General features: G+C 65.1%; 13 protein-coding genes and 1 tRNA gene. 8 read left to right on the top strand and 6 right to left on the bottom strand.

Translation table 11 applies throughout. The features are described from left to right. Positions 1-86: 86 nt before the first annotated feature. A complete protein-coding gene (locus tag IC761_RS13715; RefSeq protein WP_195803761.1) occupies positions 87-842 on the bottom strand; it encodes an alpha/beta fold hydrolase in 756 nt (251 codons plus the stop codon). Positions 843-877: 35 nt separating this feature from the next. Continuing rightward, positions 878-2,014, bottom strand: coding sequence for a hypothetical protein (locus tag IC761_RS13710; protein WP_195803760.1), 1,137 nt, complete (start codon positions 2,012-2,014; stop codon positions 878-880). 307 nt (positions 2,015-2,321) lie between these two features. Between IC761_RS13710 and IC761_RS13705 the strand changes: the two genes are divergently transcribed. After that, positions 2,322-2,567, top strand: coding sequence for a zinc-finger domain-containing protein (locus tag IC761_RS13705; protein WP_007602543.1), 246 nt, complete (start codon positions 2,322-2,324; stop codon positions 2,565-2,567). Between the two features lie 19 nt (positions 2,568-2,586). Then, a complete protein-coding gene (locus IC761_RS13700) occupies positions 2,587-3,789 on the top strand; it encodes an FAD-dependent monooxygenase (protein WP_195803759.1) in 1,203 nt (400 codons plus the stop codon). Here the strand turns inward: IC761_RS13700 and IC761_RS13695 are convergent. After that, on the bottom strand, positions 3,786-4,196 hold the full coding sequence (locus tag IC761_RS13695; RefSeq protein WP_195803758.1) for a twin-arginine translocation pathway signal: 411 nt from the start codon (positions 4,194-4,196) through the stop codon (positions 3,786-3,788). The genes IC761_RS13700 and IC761_RS13695 overlap by 4 nt on opposite strands. Positions 4,197-4,368: 172 nt before the next feature. On the opposite strand from IC761_RS13695, the gene IC761_RS13690 reads away from it, so the two are divergent. The 4 genes from IC761_RS13690 to IC761_RS13675 all read left to right on the top strand — a co-directional run bounded on the left by IC761_RS13690 (position 4,369) and on the right by IC761_RS13675 (position 7,248). After that, positions 4,369-4,457: transfer RNA gene (locus IC761_RS13690), tRNA-Leu, on the top strand. Positions 4,458-4,740: 283 nt separating this feature from the next. Continuing rightward, positions 4,741-5,010, top strand: coding sequence for a hypothetical protein (locus IC761_RS13685; RefSeq protein ID WP_195803757.1), 270 nt, complete (start codon positions 4,741-4,743; stop codon positions 5,008-5,010). Between the two features lie 402 nt (positions 5,011-5,412). Beyond that, entirely contained in the window at positions 5,413-5,715 is a 303-nt protein-coding gene (locus IC761_RS13680; RefSeq protein ID WP_195803756.1) for a hypothetical protein, read from the top strand. A 282-nt stretch (positions 5,716-5,997) separates the two neighbouring features. Continuing rightward, on the top strand, positions 5,998-7,248 hold the full coding sequence (locus IC761_RS13675) for a multidrug effflux MFS transporter (RefSeq protein ID WP_195803755.1): 1,251 nt from the start codon (positions 5,998-6,000) through the stop codon (positions 7,246-7,248). A 203-nt stretch (positions 7,249-7,451) separates the two neighbouring features. On the opposite strand, the gene IC761_RS13670 is transcribed toward IC761_RS13675, so the two are convergent. The 3 genes from IC761_RS13670 to IC761_RS13660 all read right to left on the bottom strand — a co-directional run bounded on the left by IC761_RS13670 (position 7,452) and on the right by IC761_RS13660 (position 12,680). Next, positions 7,452-9,050 (bottom strand): glycosyltransferase family 39 protein, encoded by a 1,599-nt coding sequence (locus tag IC761_RS13670; protein ID WP_368367110.1) that lies wholly within the window; start codon positions 9,048-9,050, stop codon positions 7,452-7,454. A 310-nt stretch (positions 9,051-9,360) separates the two neighbouring features. Further along, positions 9,361-10,983, bottom strand: a complete 1,623-nt coding sequence (locus IC761_RS13665) for an ABC transporter substrate-binding protein (protein WP_195803753.1) — start codon at positions 10,981-10,983, stop codon at positions 9,361-9,363. Between the two features lie 86 nt (positions 10,984-11,069). Then, positions 11,070-12,680 (bottom strand): ABC transporter substrate-binding protein, encoded by a 1,611-nt coding sequence (locus tag IC761_RS13660; protein WP_195803752.1) that lies wholly within the window; start codon positions 12,678-12,680, stop codon positions 11,070-11,072. Between the two features lie 260 nt (positions 12,681-12,940). Between IC761_RS13660 and IC761_RS13655 the strand changes: the two genes are divergently transcribed. Both IC761_RS13655 and IC761_RS13650 read left to right on the top strand, forming a co-directional pair. Next, complete coding sequence (locus IC761_RS13655; protein WP_195803751.1) at positions 12,941-14,071, top strand: M20/M25/M40 family metallo-hydrolase; 1,131 nt, start codon at positions 12,941-12,943, stop codon at positions 14,069-14,071. Positions 14,072-14,223: 152 nt separating this feature from the next. Next, on the top strand, positions 14,224-15,165 hold the full coding sequence (locus tag IC761_RS13650) for an ABC transporter permease (RefSeq protein WP_195803750.1): 942 nt from the start codon (positions 14,224-14,226) through the stop codon (positions 15,163-15,165). Positions 15,166-15,181 lie beyond the last annotated feature (16 nt).

The raw sequence follows: 15,181 nt of genomic DNA, 5'->3' as shown, positions 1-15,181 counted from the left end.
CGTAAAGCAATGGACGGTTGCCCCGAAGGGAGTGGATGGCCCCTTGCGACGAGACATTTCAGGATAGCTGAAACAACCTCGTCGCCTCAGCCGCGGCGTGACAGAAAATCCAGCACGCCGGTCTTGTAGACCTTGTCGCCGACCGCACGCATGTGATCGCGGCCGGGAATGTCGAGCACCTCTGAACCCGGGATGATCGCGCCGAGGGCGCTGGCCGAGCCTGCAACGTCGTCGGTCGAGCCGACCGCGATCAGCACCGGCACGTCGATGCGCGCGGCCTCGCCGCGGGTCATGAGATCGCGGGTGCCGCGCAGGCAGGCGGCGAGCGCCTTGCGGTCGGAGCGGGTCTGATCGGCAAACGCACGAAACGTGCGCCCGACCGGATCGGTGACGTCGTCGAGCGAGGGCGCTTCCAGCGCCTTCGCGACGTTCTCGCCGGGCCCGGTGCCCTGGATCAGGCCGCCGATGCCGATGCCGCCGAGGATCGCCGAGCGCAGGCGCTGCGGCTCGTTGAGGGAGAGCCAGGCCGTCATCCGCCCGCCCATCGAATAGCCCATGATGTCGGCCTGCGGGATGGCGAGATGATCCATCAGCGCGAGCACGTCGCCGGCCATGGTCGGGATCGAGTATTGCGCGGGATCGTAGAGCTTTGCGCTGTCGCCATGGCCGCGATTGTCCAGCGCAATGACGCGGCGGCCATTCTTGCGCAGCTCCGAGACCCAGGTCGGATAGACCCAGTTCACGTTCTTGCTGGAGGCAAAGCCGTGCACGAGGATGATCGGATCGCCCTCGCCTTCGTCGAGATAGGCAATTTCAACGGCGCCGTTGTGAAAGCTCGGCATCAGCAGTTCCGCGATGTTGTGGGGGAAAGTCGATATTAGGCCGTGGCGGCCGTGTTTGCCAGAGCGGCTTCGGCAGCCAACTGCGCCCGGCGCAGCCGCCGCGCGCGTCTGCGATCGCACCAGGCCTGGGTCAGGCGCTCGGTGGTCGCCTTGATCGAGGACAGCAGGCCGAACAGCGTCAGCGCCGCGCCGAACAGCCAGAGCGCGAGATCGAACGCGCCGCCGATCAGCAGCAGCGCACCGCGGCCGAGCAATTTCATGATCGCGCGGGTCTTGCTGCCTTGCGCCTCCGCAAGGCGCGCCGCGCGCGCGACGTCCTTGGGACCTTCGGCGATACGCAAGCTGTCCATCGCGCCGCGCGTGCCGGTCTTCTCGGCCACGCGCGTGACGTCCTTGCCGAGCCGGACCAGCGCGCCGGCCTTCTCGACGCGGAACGCGGCCTTGATCGCGTTCACGGTCTCGCCCGGCCGCAGCACCGAGCCGGAGGCAACCGCGTTCTGGAGCATCGGCGTGTCGACCACCTCGCGCGCGGATCGGCCGGCCCATGCGGCGAGACCCTCGCCGAGCCGCCCGACCTTGCGCGCGTCCTTGACCAGCGTCAGCCCGGCGCGCACCGGCGCAGCACCGCCAACCGACACATAGGTCACAGCCGTCACGGCGAGGCCCGCGGCTGCGAGGCCCAGCACCAGGCGATCGGTGTCCTCGCCCATGGCGAGATGCTTGCCCTCGCGCACGACGTCCCTGACGTCGCCGATCACGAAGAGATCGCCGGCGACCGTCCCGGACAGGCTCGCGACGTCGTCGGCGCTGCCGGTGACGAGGCCGGTGGCGAAGCGTTTTGCGAAATGCGAGGAGGAGCCCTCCTCCTTGACCGCGTCGTTGACTCGGCTGAGCAGCTCGTCGGGCAGCGCGATGTTGCGGTCACGCGCGAGGGCGACGAAGCTGTCAGCGAGATCGGCATCGCCGGCCGCAAGAGCAGCTTCAATATTGTCCTGAACCAGGTGACCGTTCTGCGCGAGGACCGCATCGAGCTTCAGCTCGGACAAGGCTGCCGGATCATCCTGGGCCGCGAAAATCGCGCCGGCCTCGCGCGCATGCGGCGCCACCTGCGCGAGCACAAGGCTGCATGCAGCGATCCCGGTCAACGCTGTGCTGATTCGCAGCCACTTCATGCCAAGAGCCTGGACGGTCCTAAGATCAGTTGCGTTTGATGGTTCGTGTTTTGCCGCAATTGCACTCGTCCAAAGACATAGTATGCCAAAATTGCGACACAACGTCCCCGACGAAAGAAGGGCTTCTCTCAGGCCGCAAGATTGTGTCGAATTTGCATGAGCAAATGAGCATGGGGCAATTGCGAACCTTTCGGTTCCACTGGACTAGCAATCATCTGCACCCGCCAGTATGGTCCGCGGCGCCTCAAAGATGCCGCGTCAGTATTTGATTGTGTCTGCCGCCATTGCCACCCCAGGATGAGTTACGATGTCCGACCATGTCGTCCCGCACTTCCATAACGATGCCGGTGTCCCCGTCATCGAGATCGGCTCGCAAGAGTTCATGTGCGTGGGCGCCAACCCTCCGTTCGATCATCCGCACGTCTTCCTCGACCTCGGCAACGACAACGAGATCATCTGCCCGTACTGCTCGACGCTGTACCGCTTCGCCGCCGACCTGAAGGCCGGCGAGGCCCGTCCGCCGGAATGCGTGCTGAAGGACAAGGTGGCCTGACCGGCACGCTCGGTCAGGGGTGGCGCTCTCCCGAACGATTGTCATCACTGGGGCCGGAATCGGAGGATTGACGGCGGCGCTCGCGCTGGCCGCCCGCGGCTTCCGCATCGTCGTGCTGGAAAAGGCCGAGCGGCTCGAGGAGATCGGCGCCGGCCTGCAACTCTCGCCCAATGCGAGCCGTGTGCTGGTCGAGCTCGGCCTCGCCGAGCGGCTCAAGCTGCGCGCCGTGGTTCCCGAGGCGGTCTCGATCATGAGCGCGCGCGCCGGCGGCGAATTGTTACGCATGCCGCTCGGTGAAGCCGCATCACACCGCGCCGGCGCCCCCTATTGGGTGGTGCACCGCGCCGACCTGCAAGCCGCGCTCGCCGGCGCCGTTGCCGACCATCCCGACATCGACCTGAAGCTGGGCGCGACCTACGAGGATGTCGCGCCCCACGCCAAGGGGCTGACGGTCGTCCACCGCAGCGGCACGATCCGCCGCAGCGATCTCGCCAGCGCGCTGATTGGCGCCGACGGCATCTGGTCGACGGTACGCCAGCAACTGTTTCCCGAGGTGCAGCCGCGCTTCTCCGGGCTGATCGCCTGGCGCGGCACGCTCGATGCCACCCAGCTGCCGAAGGATTACACCGCGCGGCGGGTGCAGCTCTGGATGGGATCAAACGCCCATCTCGTCGCCTATCCGATTGCGGGCGGGCGCCAGATCAACGTGGTTGCGGTGCTGCCGGGCACCTGGAACAGGCCGGGCTGGAGCACGCCCGGCGATCCCTTCGAGGTGATGAACGCCTTCGCCGCGCCGCGCTGGCCGCCGACGGCGCGGATGATGCTCGCGACCGTCGACAGCTGGCGCAAATGGGCGCTGTTCGGCGTGCCCGACGGCTGCCCCTGGAGCAAGGGGACGGTGGCGCTGCTCGGCGATGCCGTGCATGCGATGCTGCCGTTCGCCGCGCAGGGCGCCGGCATGGCGATCGAGGATGCCGCCGTGCTGGCGCGGCATTTGAGCCTCGAGGCCGCCGAAAGCGCGGCCGGCGTGGCTGCCGCGCTCAAGCAATATGGCCGCGCGCGTCAGGCCCGTGTCAGGCGGGTGCAGCGGACCGCGCGGCAGCAGGGCCGCATCTATCATCTGGGCGGATCGCTCGCGCTCGCGCGGGATCTTGCGATTCGCGCGCTCGGGCCGGACCGGATGCTGGCGCGGCAGGACTGGATCTACGGCTGGCGGCCCTAGCGCTTCGGCGCGGGCTTGATGTCCGGCCGCTGTGGCGCGGTGGCCTGCGGCGGTGCATTGGGCGGCGTGTCCCGGCACTTGTTGCGGCGCCAGGCGTCTTCGGCCAGCTGCGCCGAACCGCGCACCGCGACATAGTCGTTGCGATAGGCGAGCTCGGACACGACAGCGCCGCCGGCCCCCGTCTCCGCCTTGTCCATCAGCTTCTGCAACTCCGCGGTGCGGTTGGCGAGCGACTTGCGCTCGCCCTCGAGCTGCTTGCAGTCATACAATTCGTACTTGGCCGGATCGGCAAAGGCCGGAGCGACCGTCTCGCTCATGCCGGCGCAGCCGGACAGCGCGACACCGGCCGCGAGCAGCGCGGCAGCCGCAGAGCACGCGCGCAGGGAGGAGGAAAGCGAAACAGCCATGCCGGATGAATAGTCCCCGTGAATTGAGAATGCCTAAAGCAGGGCCAGATGTCCGGATTGAGGCTTTGCCTTGTGCCGCCGGCTCGCTTAAGGAAGAACCCCTGCCCGGCCACGAGACGCCAATTCCAGACGGCCGGACAGGCGGTTTAAGTGTTTGATCTCGTTGGATCAAGCGGGCATGGCGGAATTGGTAGACGCAAGGGACTTAAAATCCCTCGGTGCGCAAGCGCTGTGCCGGTTCGACCCCGGCTGCCCGCACCACCTGAGCCGACGGGGTGAACTGCGCCCGCAACATCACCCAGAAGCACACCAGTGCGACTGCGATCTGGACGAAGCTGCCCTCGATCATCATCCCCGTGAGCGAGACGAGCGTGGGCACGGCGACGCCGATGGTCAGGACGACTGCGAGGGCTGCGGCCGGAAGATCGACGATGAGGACGGCGGCGTAGACCGCGAGCTCGAGGAAGGCGTATTCCTTCAGGCGCGGCGAGCAGAGATAGAGGCCGCACATCGCGAGCACGGTGACGCGCATCGCCGCCTGCGGATGATCGATCAGCCAGCGGTCGAGGCGCGCCAGCAACGATCCCTCGCCGGTGCCGATCCGGCGCAGCAGCGACCGGCCGAGCGGCACCAGCACGAAGGCACACGCCGACAGCGCATAGATCGCGAACACGATCGGCTTGCTGTCGGGAAGCTTGAGGTGGTCCACGACGCTTTGCGCCAGCAGCAGCAGCGACGGATTGGTCTCCTCGATCTGGACCGAATGCTGATCGGGGATGCCTCCGCTGAGCGCGAGCAACCAGCTCCGGAATAGGTCTGGATAGAACACGACCGAGATCAGGATCGGGAGCACGAAGCTGACGCCCGCGACCATCAGCAGGGCGAGTTTTTTCCGGCGCGGCAGCGGCAGCAGATAGAGCGCAGCGAGCACCGGGCAGAACACCAGCTTGAACGACATCACGAGACCGAGCAACGCGGCCCCCGCGACACGCGGCGCGTCAGGTCCTTCGGGGCGAAGCAGCAGCGCAAGCGCGGCGGCGGTCAGCACGCCGCTCAGGATGGCAAAATTGCCCGAGGCCAGCACCCACTCGAAGCCGACGAAGGCGCCGAACGCGCAGAGCGCGCGGAGCGCGACGTCGCGCAGATTGCGCGGCCGGCCGAGACCGGGCAACAGCAGGCCGCACAGCCCGGCGAGGACGAGAAAGACGGCTCTGTGGTGGCCGACCAGAAAGCCGCCCGCACACAGCGGACGGAAGGCATCGAGCGTCACCGGCAGATAGGGATAAGAGAGCTTGGTGCCCTTCAGATTCTTCACGAAATAAGGATCGAGCCCGTCGACATGCGCATCGACCGCGGCGCAATTGACGCGAACGTCCCAGCCATATCGCACATCGAGCGCAGTGTCGTTGGCGAGATTGCCGAGCACCAGCAGCGCCACAAGCGCGATCAGGCAGGCAAGCCAGGTGTTTCGCGTCGCGCCGAAATCGGCCGACGGCCCCCACCATCGAGCTGTACCTGAGACGTCGGACACAAGCGGATACCTTGTTTGCGCGGACCTGGTGCCGCCAACGCGGCGCAACCGCCGCACAATGGACAGGATGCGTTTCCGTTTCATCTCGGCAGCCAAGGGCAACGGCCGTATGGTGAATGCCTGGTTTCCATCGAGCCGCGATCACGGGCCCACCGCCTCCTTCACCGATTGTTGTCCGTTCTCCACCCCGCCTGCCAGCCATCCCAAAACATGGGTTGTGCATCGCAGCATGGACGCTAGATATGGCCTCTGAAATCAGAGGTGAGCTTCTTGTCCGACGTCAATGCCGACGATTGGGTGTCCGCCGGACACCGTCCGATGGGTTTCCCCGAATTCGTCATCGTGATCGCGTCCATCATGGCGCTGAATCCGCTCGCCATGGACATGATGCTGCCGGCGCTGCCCAATATCGGGGCAGCCTTCAACATTCCCGTCGCCAACCATCTCCAGCTCGTGCTGTCGACCTTCCTGATCGGCTTCGGCGCCGGCCAGTTCATCATGGGCCCGCTGTCCGACCGGTTCGGACGGCGGCCGGTGCTGCTCGGTGGCATGGCGGTTTATGCGGTCGCGAGCGTGCTCGCGGTCGCCGCGCCCTCGTTCGAGACGCTGCTGCTGGCGCGCGCACTGCAAGGCTTCGGCACCTCGGCGACGCGCGTCATCGCGACCTCGATCGTCCGCGACTGCTATGTCGGCCGCCGCATGGCGAGCGTGATGTCGCTGGCGATGATGATCTTCATCGCCGTGCCCGTGATCGCGCCGTCGTTCGGACAGGCGGTGCTGCTGGTGACGCAATGGCGCGGCATCTTCGTCGTGCTGATGCTCTACGGCCTGCTCGCGCTGGCCTGGAGCGTGTGGCGGCTGCCGGAGACTTTGCCTGAATCCGAGCGCAGGTCGCTGGCGCCGGCCGACGTGCTCGCGGCTTATTGGCAGACCGTGACCAACCGCCAGACCATCGGTTATGCCCTCGCGGCCGGCAGCGTCATGGGTGCGCTGTTCGCCTACGTGTTTTCCGCGCAGCAGGTCTTCACCGGCATCTATCATCTCGGCCATTACTTCCCGCTCGCCTTTGCCGCGATTGCGGCCGGCACCGCCGTTGCCGGCTTCCTCAACGCAAAACTGGTCGGACGGCTCGGCATGCGGGTGATCTCGCACGGCGCGCTCACGCTCTACACCGTCGTGGCCGGCGTGATGCTGCTGACGGAAACGCTCGGCATGCTGCCGCTCGCCTTGTTCATGGCGCTGTCGGCGCTGATGATGTTCTCGTTCGGCATGATGGTTGCGAATTTCACCGCGCTTGCAATGGAGCCGCAGGGCCACATCGCCGGCACCGCCTCCTCGCTCTACGGCTCGATCACGACCCTGATCGGCATCGCCGTCGGCACCGCCATCGGCCAGAGCTTTGACGGCACGCTGCTGCCGTTCTCGACAGGCTTCTTCCTGTCGACGCTCGCAGCGCTCGCGATCGTGCTGGTGGTGGAGAAGGGACGGCTGTTCAAGCCGCATCATCGCCCCATCGTGTGAGGAACCTCGCAGGCTTCTCGATGTTGTCTTGCAGCAATTCGAGAGGCCGCCTCAATGGAACCGGAACGTCGCGAAGATCAACACGCCTCTGAACGGACCGAAACGGAACGTTCGGAGCCGCGCCCCGCGCAAGCCGCGTTCACCGCGCCCTTCGCAAGCGAAGGGCTCGAGCGCCTGCGCGACAGCCACTGCTGAGAGACGCGTTACTCCGGACCGCGCTTGCTCGCGCTGAAATCCTGCGCGGCGCTTTCGGGCCATGCGCCATCGCTCGCACGCGGCGGCACCATCAGCACGACCACATCCCGCGTCACGCCGGGCCGTCCCCACAGCGATGCCTGCACGGTGAACTGCCGCCTGACATAATTGCCAGCGCGCGAGGACACCCCTTCCATCCATCGGCCGCAATCATCCTGGTCGAGGAAGCAGAGCGCAGCCCAGCCACGCTCGAGCGTGGTCTTGCGCGGCACCCCCCATCTGTATTGGTACTCGAACGGTCGCGCATAATGCGGATGATCCGGACTGTAGAAGGCCGTGGCGAAAGCGAGTGAATCGTCGCCACTGACGGCGCCGAGCGGCTCGCCGGTCAATTCGCGCCATTGTCGCGTGAGCTCGTTCGCGGCCAGCCCGTAGAAATTCCGCCCCTCCTCGTAGCCGTGGATGTTGCGGTAGACGGCGTGGATCGGCGCTGCGACCAGGACGGCGGCGAGCGCGACTCCAGCCGCGATTACGGTGACGTTGACGGTGTAGAAGCGCTCGACCGGGTAGCGCGCGCCGCACACGATGAGCACGACGAACAGGAACAGCCCCTGCAAGGCCCATAGCGACGGCAGATCGGTGCCCATCGCGAGCGACGTCAGGACCGGCAGCACGATCGTGCCGATGGCAACGTAGAACAGAAGCCGCAGGCCCGGGCTCATCGCGGCGAAGTCGGCCGGAAGCTGCCTGAGGCGCGCCCCCGCAATGAACACCCAGAGGACAGCCGAGACGCCGATCGCCGCCCCCAGTCCCAGCACGAAGTTCTTCGCCTCGCCGAGCGAGCCGATGGTATTGCCGTTGGCGTGGACCAGCGCATAGCTGAAGGTCGACGCGCCCGTGGTTGCGAGCCAGTAGAGGTGCGGCGACAGCACCGCGAGCCCGGTGACGACCGAGATCCAGGGCGAAGCGGAGGTGAAATAGGCGCGTCGCGCCGGATGCGCCAGCGCGGCAAAGGCAAAGCTCGCGACCAGGAAGACCGAATAATACTTGCCGGCCATCGCCAGCGCGGTGGCGCATCCCGCCGCGACGGCCCAGAACGTGTTGCGAGTCTCGAACGCACGCAGAAAGCACCAGGTCGCGAGCGGCCAGGTCGCGAGCAGGACCGAATTGGCGTTGAAGCGCTGCGCGTGGAATTGATAGGCCGGCGTCAGCATCAGCAGCAGCAGCACCAGGATGCGCTTATGCCCGGTGACGAATTGCCGCGAGACCAGATCGACGAAGACCAGCGCGAGCCCCGCATTCGCCATCGCCATCAATTGCAGCGACCAGTCGCTGATCGGGAAAATGGCGGTCCAGCTGGCGGCAACCCAGCCCATCAGTGGCGGATGCTTGTGATAGCCCCAGGCGAAATTCCGCCCCAGGGTCCAGGCCTCGAGCGTATCGGGATGCAGGCCGCCGCCGGCATAGGCGACGGCCAGATACAGCGTCCAGATCGCGACGAAGCACGCAATGAGAAGCGGCACGCCCCAGCCCGCCTCCACGCCGTCGAGCCAACGCAGCAACGGCTTCCGCCAGCGCGCCGGCGCGCGGTCGGAACGTTCGGCCATCGCCTGGAATGCAAAATCGATCGGCAAGGGAATCAAATCGAGGGATTCAAATCGAGAAAGGGAAAGTGATGCTCGAAGACGAACCATCTATTTCAGATCGGAAACAAATAGCAACAATTCGAAACTGGAAGGGTTAAAAGCTCCCGGCCTTTTCGCCGAAGCAGGGCCGGCAAAGGACAACGGCGCCACTGATGACAGCGGCGCCGCGTGGTGAACGGGACGAAAGGTGCAGGATGCACCCTTCTCTCGATCTAGGCTTGCCTCGATCTAGGCTTGCCTCAATCCAGGCTTGCCTCAATCCAGGCTTGCCTCACTCCGACTTGTCGATGTTCCAGAACACCGGGGTCGCCGGGCCGTCGATCACACCGCTCAGCGACTTCCGCCACGCGCTCGGCGACTGATACTGACCGAGCGGCATGTAGAGCACCTGGTCGTAGGCCTCCTGCTGGATCTCGGTCGCGATCTTCTTCTGATCCTCCGCCGAGGCCGCGCGAACGAAGGCGTCCTTGAGCTGCTCGACCTTGGCATCCTCCGCCCAGCCGAACCAACCGCCCTTCTTGCCCAGGCCGCCGACAGCGATGTTGGAGATCGGGTTGGACACGTCGGCACTGACCCAGTTCGTGATGAACATGTTCCAGCCGCCCTCCTTCGGGGGCTTCTGGCTGGCGCGCCGGCTCACCACCGTCTGCCAGTCGGTCGCCTGCAGATCGACCTTGAAGCCGGCTTCGCGCAGTTGCTGGGCCACCACGATCGGCTGAGCCTTCAGCGTCAGCACGTCGCCCGGCGCCATAAGCACGACGGGTGTCCCGTCGTAGCCGGACTCGGCGAGCGCCTTCTTGGCCGCAGCCATGTCGCCGCCCTTCGCAAGGGTCTCACCGCCAATCTCTGTCGCAAACGGTGTGTCGCAGATGAAGATCGCGGCGCAAGTCTTGTAGTACTTGGGATTGCCGATCAGCGCATCGAGCACGTCCTTCTGGTTGACCGCCAGGAGGGCTGCGCGGCGGACCTTGACGTTGTCGAATGGCGGATGGAGGAAGTTCATCCGTGCGCCTGTCTGGAATCCAAACTTGTTCAGGATCTCGAGCTTGAGCTCCTTGTCGGCTTCAATGGTGGGCAACATTTCGATGGCGGGAATTTCCATGAAATCGATGTCGCCCGACTGCAGCGCGTTCAACGCCGTCTGCGCGTCCGGCATCGTAATCCATTCGACCCGGTCGACCTTCACCACCTTGCCGCCGGCAGTCCAGCTCGCCGGCTCGTTGCGCGGCACGTAGTCGGTGTTCTTGACGTAGACCGACTTTACCCCGGGCTGGAATTCATTCTGCACGAATTTGAAGGGGCCGGAGCCGATCTGCTCGGGGATTTGCTTGTCCACCGGCGTCTCGGCAAGACGCTTCGGCATCATGAAAGCGACCCGCGAGGACGGCTTGCCGATCGATTCCAGCACGAGCGCGTACGGCTCCTTCAGCTTCAGCGTGATGGTCTTGGGGTCGGTCGCCTCGATGCTCGCCGTGAACAGCATCATCTGCTGCCCCATGCTATCGACCGCGGCCCAGCGCTTGAGCGAGGCAACGCAATCCTCCGCGGTGACCGGCGTACCATCATGCCACTTCAGACCATCGCGCAGCGTGAAGGTGTAGGTCAGCTTGTCGTCGGAAATCTTCCAATCCGCCATCTGCGGCTGGATCTTGAAGTTCGAATCCGTCGCGATCAGCGTGTCGTAGACCATGTAGCCATGATCACGAGCGATATAGGCGCTGGTGAAGATCGGATCGAGGATTCGCAGATCCGAATGCATGACGGCGCTGATGGTCTTGCCCGCGGCAAGAACTGGCGAGGCCAGCGCCGAAAGCGCCAGGACTGAAAGCGCGGAGACCGAAAGTGCGAGTGTGGAGGCGAACGACCGACGCCCCCGGCGCATGAGTTGGAACATTGAAGTTCTCCTGGCGAGCGGCTGGCGAGCAGCGCCGCTGATGACAGCGGCGCCGCATGATGGTCGGGACGAAAAGCCTTCTCCCGTTACTCCGACTTGTCGATGTTCCAGAACACCGGTGTCGCGGGACCGTCGAGCACGCCGGTCAGCGACTTCCGCCACGCGCTCGGCGCCAGGTACTGGCCGAGCGGGATGTAGATCACCTGATCGTAGGCTTCCTTCTGGATCTCCGTCGCGATCTTCTTCTGATCGTCGAGCGAGGCGGCGCGGACGAAGTCGTCCTTGAGCTTCTCGATCTTGGCGTCTTCCGCCCAGCCGAACCAGCCGCCCTTCTTGCCCTGGCCGCCGATCGAGAGGTTGGAGATCGGGTTGGACACGTCGGCGCTGACCCAGTTGGTGAAGAACATGTTCCAGCCGCCCTCCTTCGGGGGCTTCTGGCTGGCGCGACGGCTCACCACCGTCTGCCAGTCGGTCGCTTGCGCATCGACCTTGAAGCCGGCCTCGCGGAGCGCCTGCACCGCGACGGTCGGTTGCGCCTTCAGCGTCACGACGTCGCCGGGCACCATGACGACGACGGGGGTGCCGTCATAGCCCGACTCGGCCAGCAGCTTCTTGGCTTCCGCCATGCCGTTGCCCTTGATCAGGGTTTCCGAGCCGACGTCGGTCGCGAACGGCGTGTCGCAGATGAAGAAGGCGCCGCAGATCTTGTAGTATTTAGGATTGCCGACCAGCGCGTCGAGCACGTCCTTCTGGTTCATCGCGAGCATCGCTGCACGACGGATCTTCTGATTGTCGAACGGCGGATAGAGGAAGTTCATGCGACCGAGCGTCTGGTAGCCGAACTTGTTCAGCGTCTCGACCTTGAGGTCGGGATTGCCTTCAAGCACCGGCAGCAGATCCCACGGCGGCACTTCCATGAAGTCGATGTCGCCCGATTGCAGCGCGTTCACCGCGGTCTGCGAGTCCGGCATGGTGATCCACTCGACGCGGTCGACCTTCACGACCTTGCCGCCGGCGGTCCAGCTCGCCGGCTCCTTGCGCGGCACATAGTCGGTGTTCTTGACATAGACCGCCTTGACGCCGGGCTGGAATTCGCCCTGCACGAACTTGAAGGGACCGGAGCCGATCTGCTCGGGGATCTGCTTGTCCGGCGGCGTCTCAGCCAGGCGCTTCGGCATCATGAAGGGCACGCGCGAGGACGGCTTGCCGATCGATTCCAGCACCAGGGCGTAGGGCTCCTTCAGCTTCAGCGTGACGGTCTTGGGGTCGGTCGCCTCGATGCTGGCGGTGAAGGTCATCATCTGCTGGCCCATGCCGTCGACGGCGGCCCAGCGCTTCAGCGAGGCGACACAGTCCTCCGCGGTCACCGGCGTGCCGTCATGCCATTTCAGGCCGTCACGCAGCGTGAAGGTGTAGGTCAGCTTGTCATCGGAGATCTTCCAGTCGGCCATCTGCGGCTGGATCTTGAAGTTCGCATCCGTCGTGATCAACGTGTCGTAAACCATGTAGCCATGGTCACGCGTGATGTAGGCGGTGGTGAAGATCGGATCGATAATGCGAAGATCCGAATGCATCACCGCGGTGATGGTCTTGCCGGCCGCAAGCACTGGCGAGGCCAGCGCCGTCGAGAGCGCGACGACCGACAGCGCAAGTTTGGAGGCGAACGCGCGACGCCCCCGGCGCATCAAGTGGAACATAGAAAGTTTCTCCTGACGTGAAACTGTTCAAAGGCGGGTTATTGGTTAAGCATTCGGGTCGTTCCTTAGGCGAACTAACCTCATGCAATGCCTTTATCTTTCGAGACTTGCAGACAGTCTTGAGCGCGTCAATCGGCATTCGGTGCAGCCCAAGGCGGCGTGCACATGGGCTCCACTGGGACCGGTTTGGCTCTACAAAGCTCTCCGCGACGCTTGCCGATGCAATGCGCGTTCCACCTTCGCAAGCCTGAGAGAGATCGATGAATCCAGCCAATCTCCCCTTTGATTCCGAGGCCATGCTCGAAGGCCTGCGCAGCTGGGTGGAATGCGAAAGCCCGACCTGGGATGCGAATGCAGTGAACCGCATGCTCGACATCGCCGCGCGCGACATGGCGATCATGGGTGCGACCATCGAGCGCATCGCGGGCCGGCAGGGCTTTGGCGGCGTCATCCGCGCGCGCTTTCCCCATCCGAAGCAGGGCGAGCCGGGCATCCTGATCGCAGGCCACATGGATACCGTCCACCCGGTCGGCACCATCGAGAAGCTGAAATGGCGGCGTGAGGGCAACAAATGCTACGGCCCCGGCATCTACGACATGAAGGGCGGCAACTATCTCTCGCTGGAAGCGATCCGGCAGCTGGCACGCGCCGCCTTCACCACGCCGCTGCCGATCACCGTCCTGTTCACGCCGGATGAGGAAGTCGGCACGCCCTCGACGCGCGACCTCATCGAGGCGGAAGCCGCGCGCAACAAATATGTGCTGGTGCCCGAGCCCGGCCGCGCCGACAACGGCGTCACCACCGGACGTTACGCCATCGCGCGTTTCAATCTTGAGGCGACGGGACGGCCGAGCCACGCGGGCGCAAGGCTGTCGGCCGGACGCTCGGCAATCCGCGAGATGGCGCGGCAGATTCTGGCGATCGACGCGATGACGACGGACGATTGCACCTTCTCGGTCGGCGTCGTCCATGGCGGCCAATGGGTTAATTGCGTCGCCACGACCGCGACCGGCGAAGCGCTCTCCATGGCCAAGCGCCAGGCCGATCTCGACCGCGGCGTCGAACGGATGCTGGCACTGTCGGGCACCACCAATGACGTCACCTTCAAGGTGACGCGCGGCGTGACGCGGCCGGTGTGGGAGCCCGATGCCGGCACCATGGCGCTCTATGAGAAGGCGCGCGGCATCGCCAAATCGCTCGGCACCGAGCTGCCGCATGCGAGCTCGGGCGGCGGCTCCGACGGCAACTTCACCGGCGCGATGGGCATTCCGACGCTCGATGGCCTCGGCGTGCGCGGCGGCAACGGCCACACGCTGGAAGAGTTCATCGAGGTCGACAGCCTGGTCGAACGCGGACGGTTGATGGCGGGCCTGCTCGCAACGCTGGAGTGACCCCGACGGGAGGTCGCCGCGCAGCCAAAACGAATGGGCCGCACTGCAAAACCTGTGGTCCTCATGGCACGGGAATTGCTCAAATGTTAGGCTGATGGCAGAACAGGCTGCGCCCGCTGCCGCCGCTTTGACTCTAATTAGACGGATCCAACGTGCTCGGATATCTCGTTCGCCGAATCTTCGCTGCCGTGCCCGTGATGGGCGTCGTTGCGCTGTTCGTGTTCCTGCTGCTGCGGCTGACCCCGGGCGATCCCGCCGCGATCCTCGCCGGCGACAATGCGACGCCGGAACGGCTGGAGCGCATCCGAGCTTCGCTCGGCCTCAACGAGCCGCTGATCGTGCAATTCATCACCTGGGTCGGCAAGCTGCTGCACGGCGATCTCGGCACCTCGTTGATCTCCAATCTGCCCGTCATCAAGATGATCGGCCAGCGCGTCGAGCCGTCGATCTCGATCGCGCTGTCGACCATCATCCTCGCCGTCGTCGTTGCGGTCCCGCTGGGCGTCGTCGCAGCCTGGAAGCACGGCACCTGGATCGATCGCTTCGTGATGGGCCTGTCCGTGCTCGGCTTCTCGGTGCCGGTGTTCGTGGTCGGCTACGTCCTGATCGAGGTGTTCGCGATCGACCTGCGCTGGGTGCCGGTGCAGGGCTTCCGCAGCATCACCACCGGTTTCGGGCCGTTCTTCGAGCGCATCATCCTGCCGACCTGCGCGCTCTCCTTCATCTATATCGCGCTGATCGCGCGCATGACGCGCGCGGCGATGCTCGACGTGCTCGGCGAAGATTACGTGCGAACGGCGCGCGCCAAGGGCATCAACGAAGTCGCGGTGATGATGCGGCACGCGCTGCGCAACGCTGCTGTGCCCGTGATCACCGTGATCGGCACCGGCTTTGCGCTTTTGATCTCGGGCGTCGTCGTCACCGAGAGCGTGTTCAACATCCCCGGCATCGGCCGCCTCACGGTGGACGCGGTGCTGGCGCGTGACTATCCGGTGATCCAGGCGATGATTTTGCTGACGTCGCTGATCTACGTCGTCGTCAATCTCCTGATCGACGTCGCCTACACCCTGCTAGATCCCCGGATCCGGTACTGAGGCAAGGACAAGAACA

The sequence above is a fragment of the Bradyrhizobium commune genome, assembly GCF_015624505.1.
Classification (GTDB): Bacteria; Pseudomonadota; Alphaproteobacteria; order Rhizobiales; family Xanthobacteraceae; genus Bradyrhizobium; species Bradyrhizobium commune.
The sequence above is the reverse complement of the archived record's forward strand: the minus strand, read 5'-3'. Positions and strand labels throughout refer to the sequence as shown.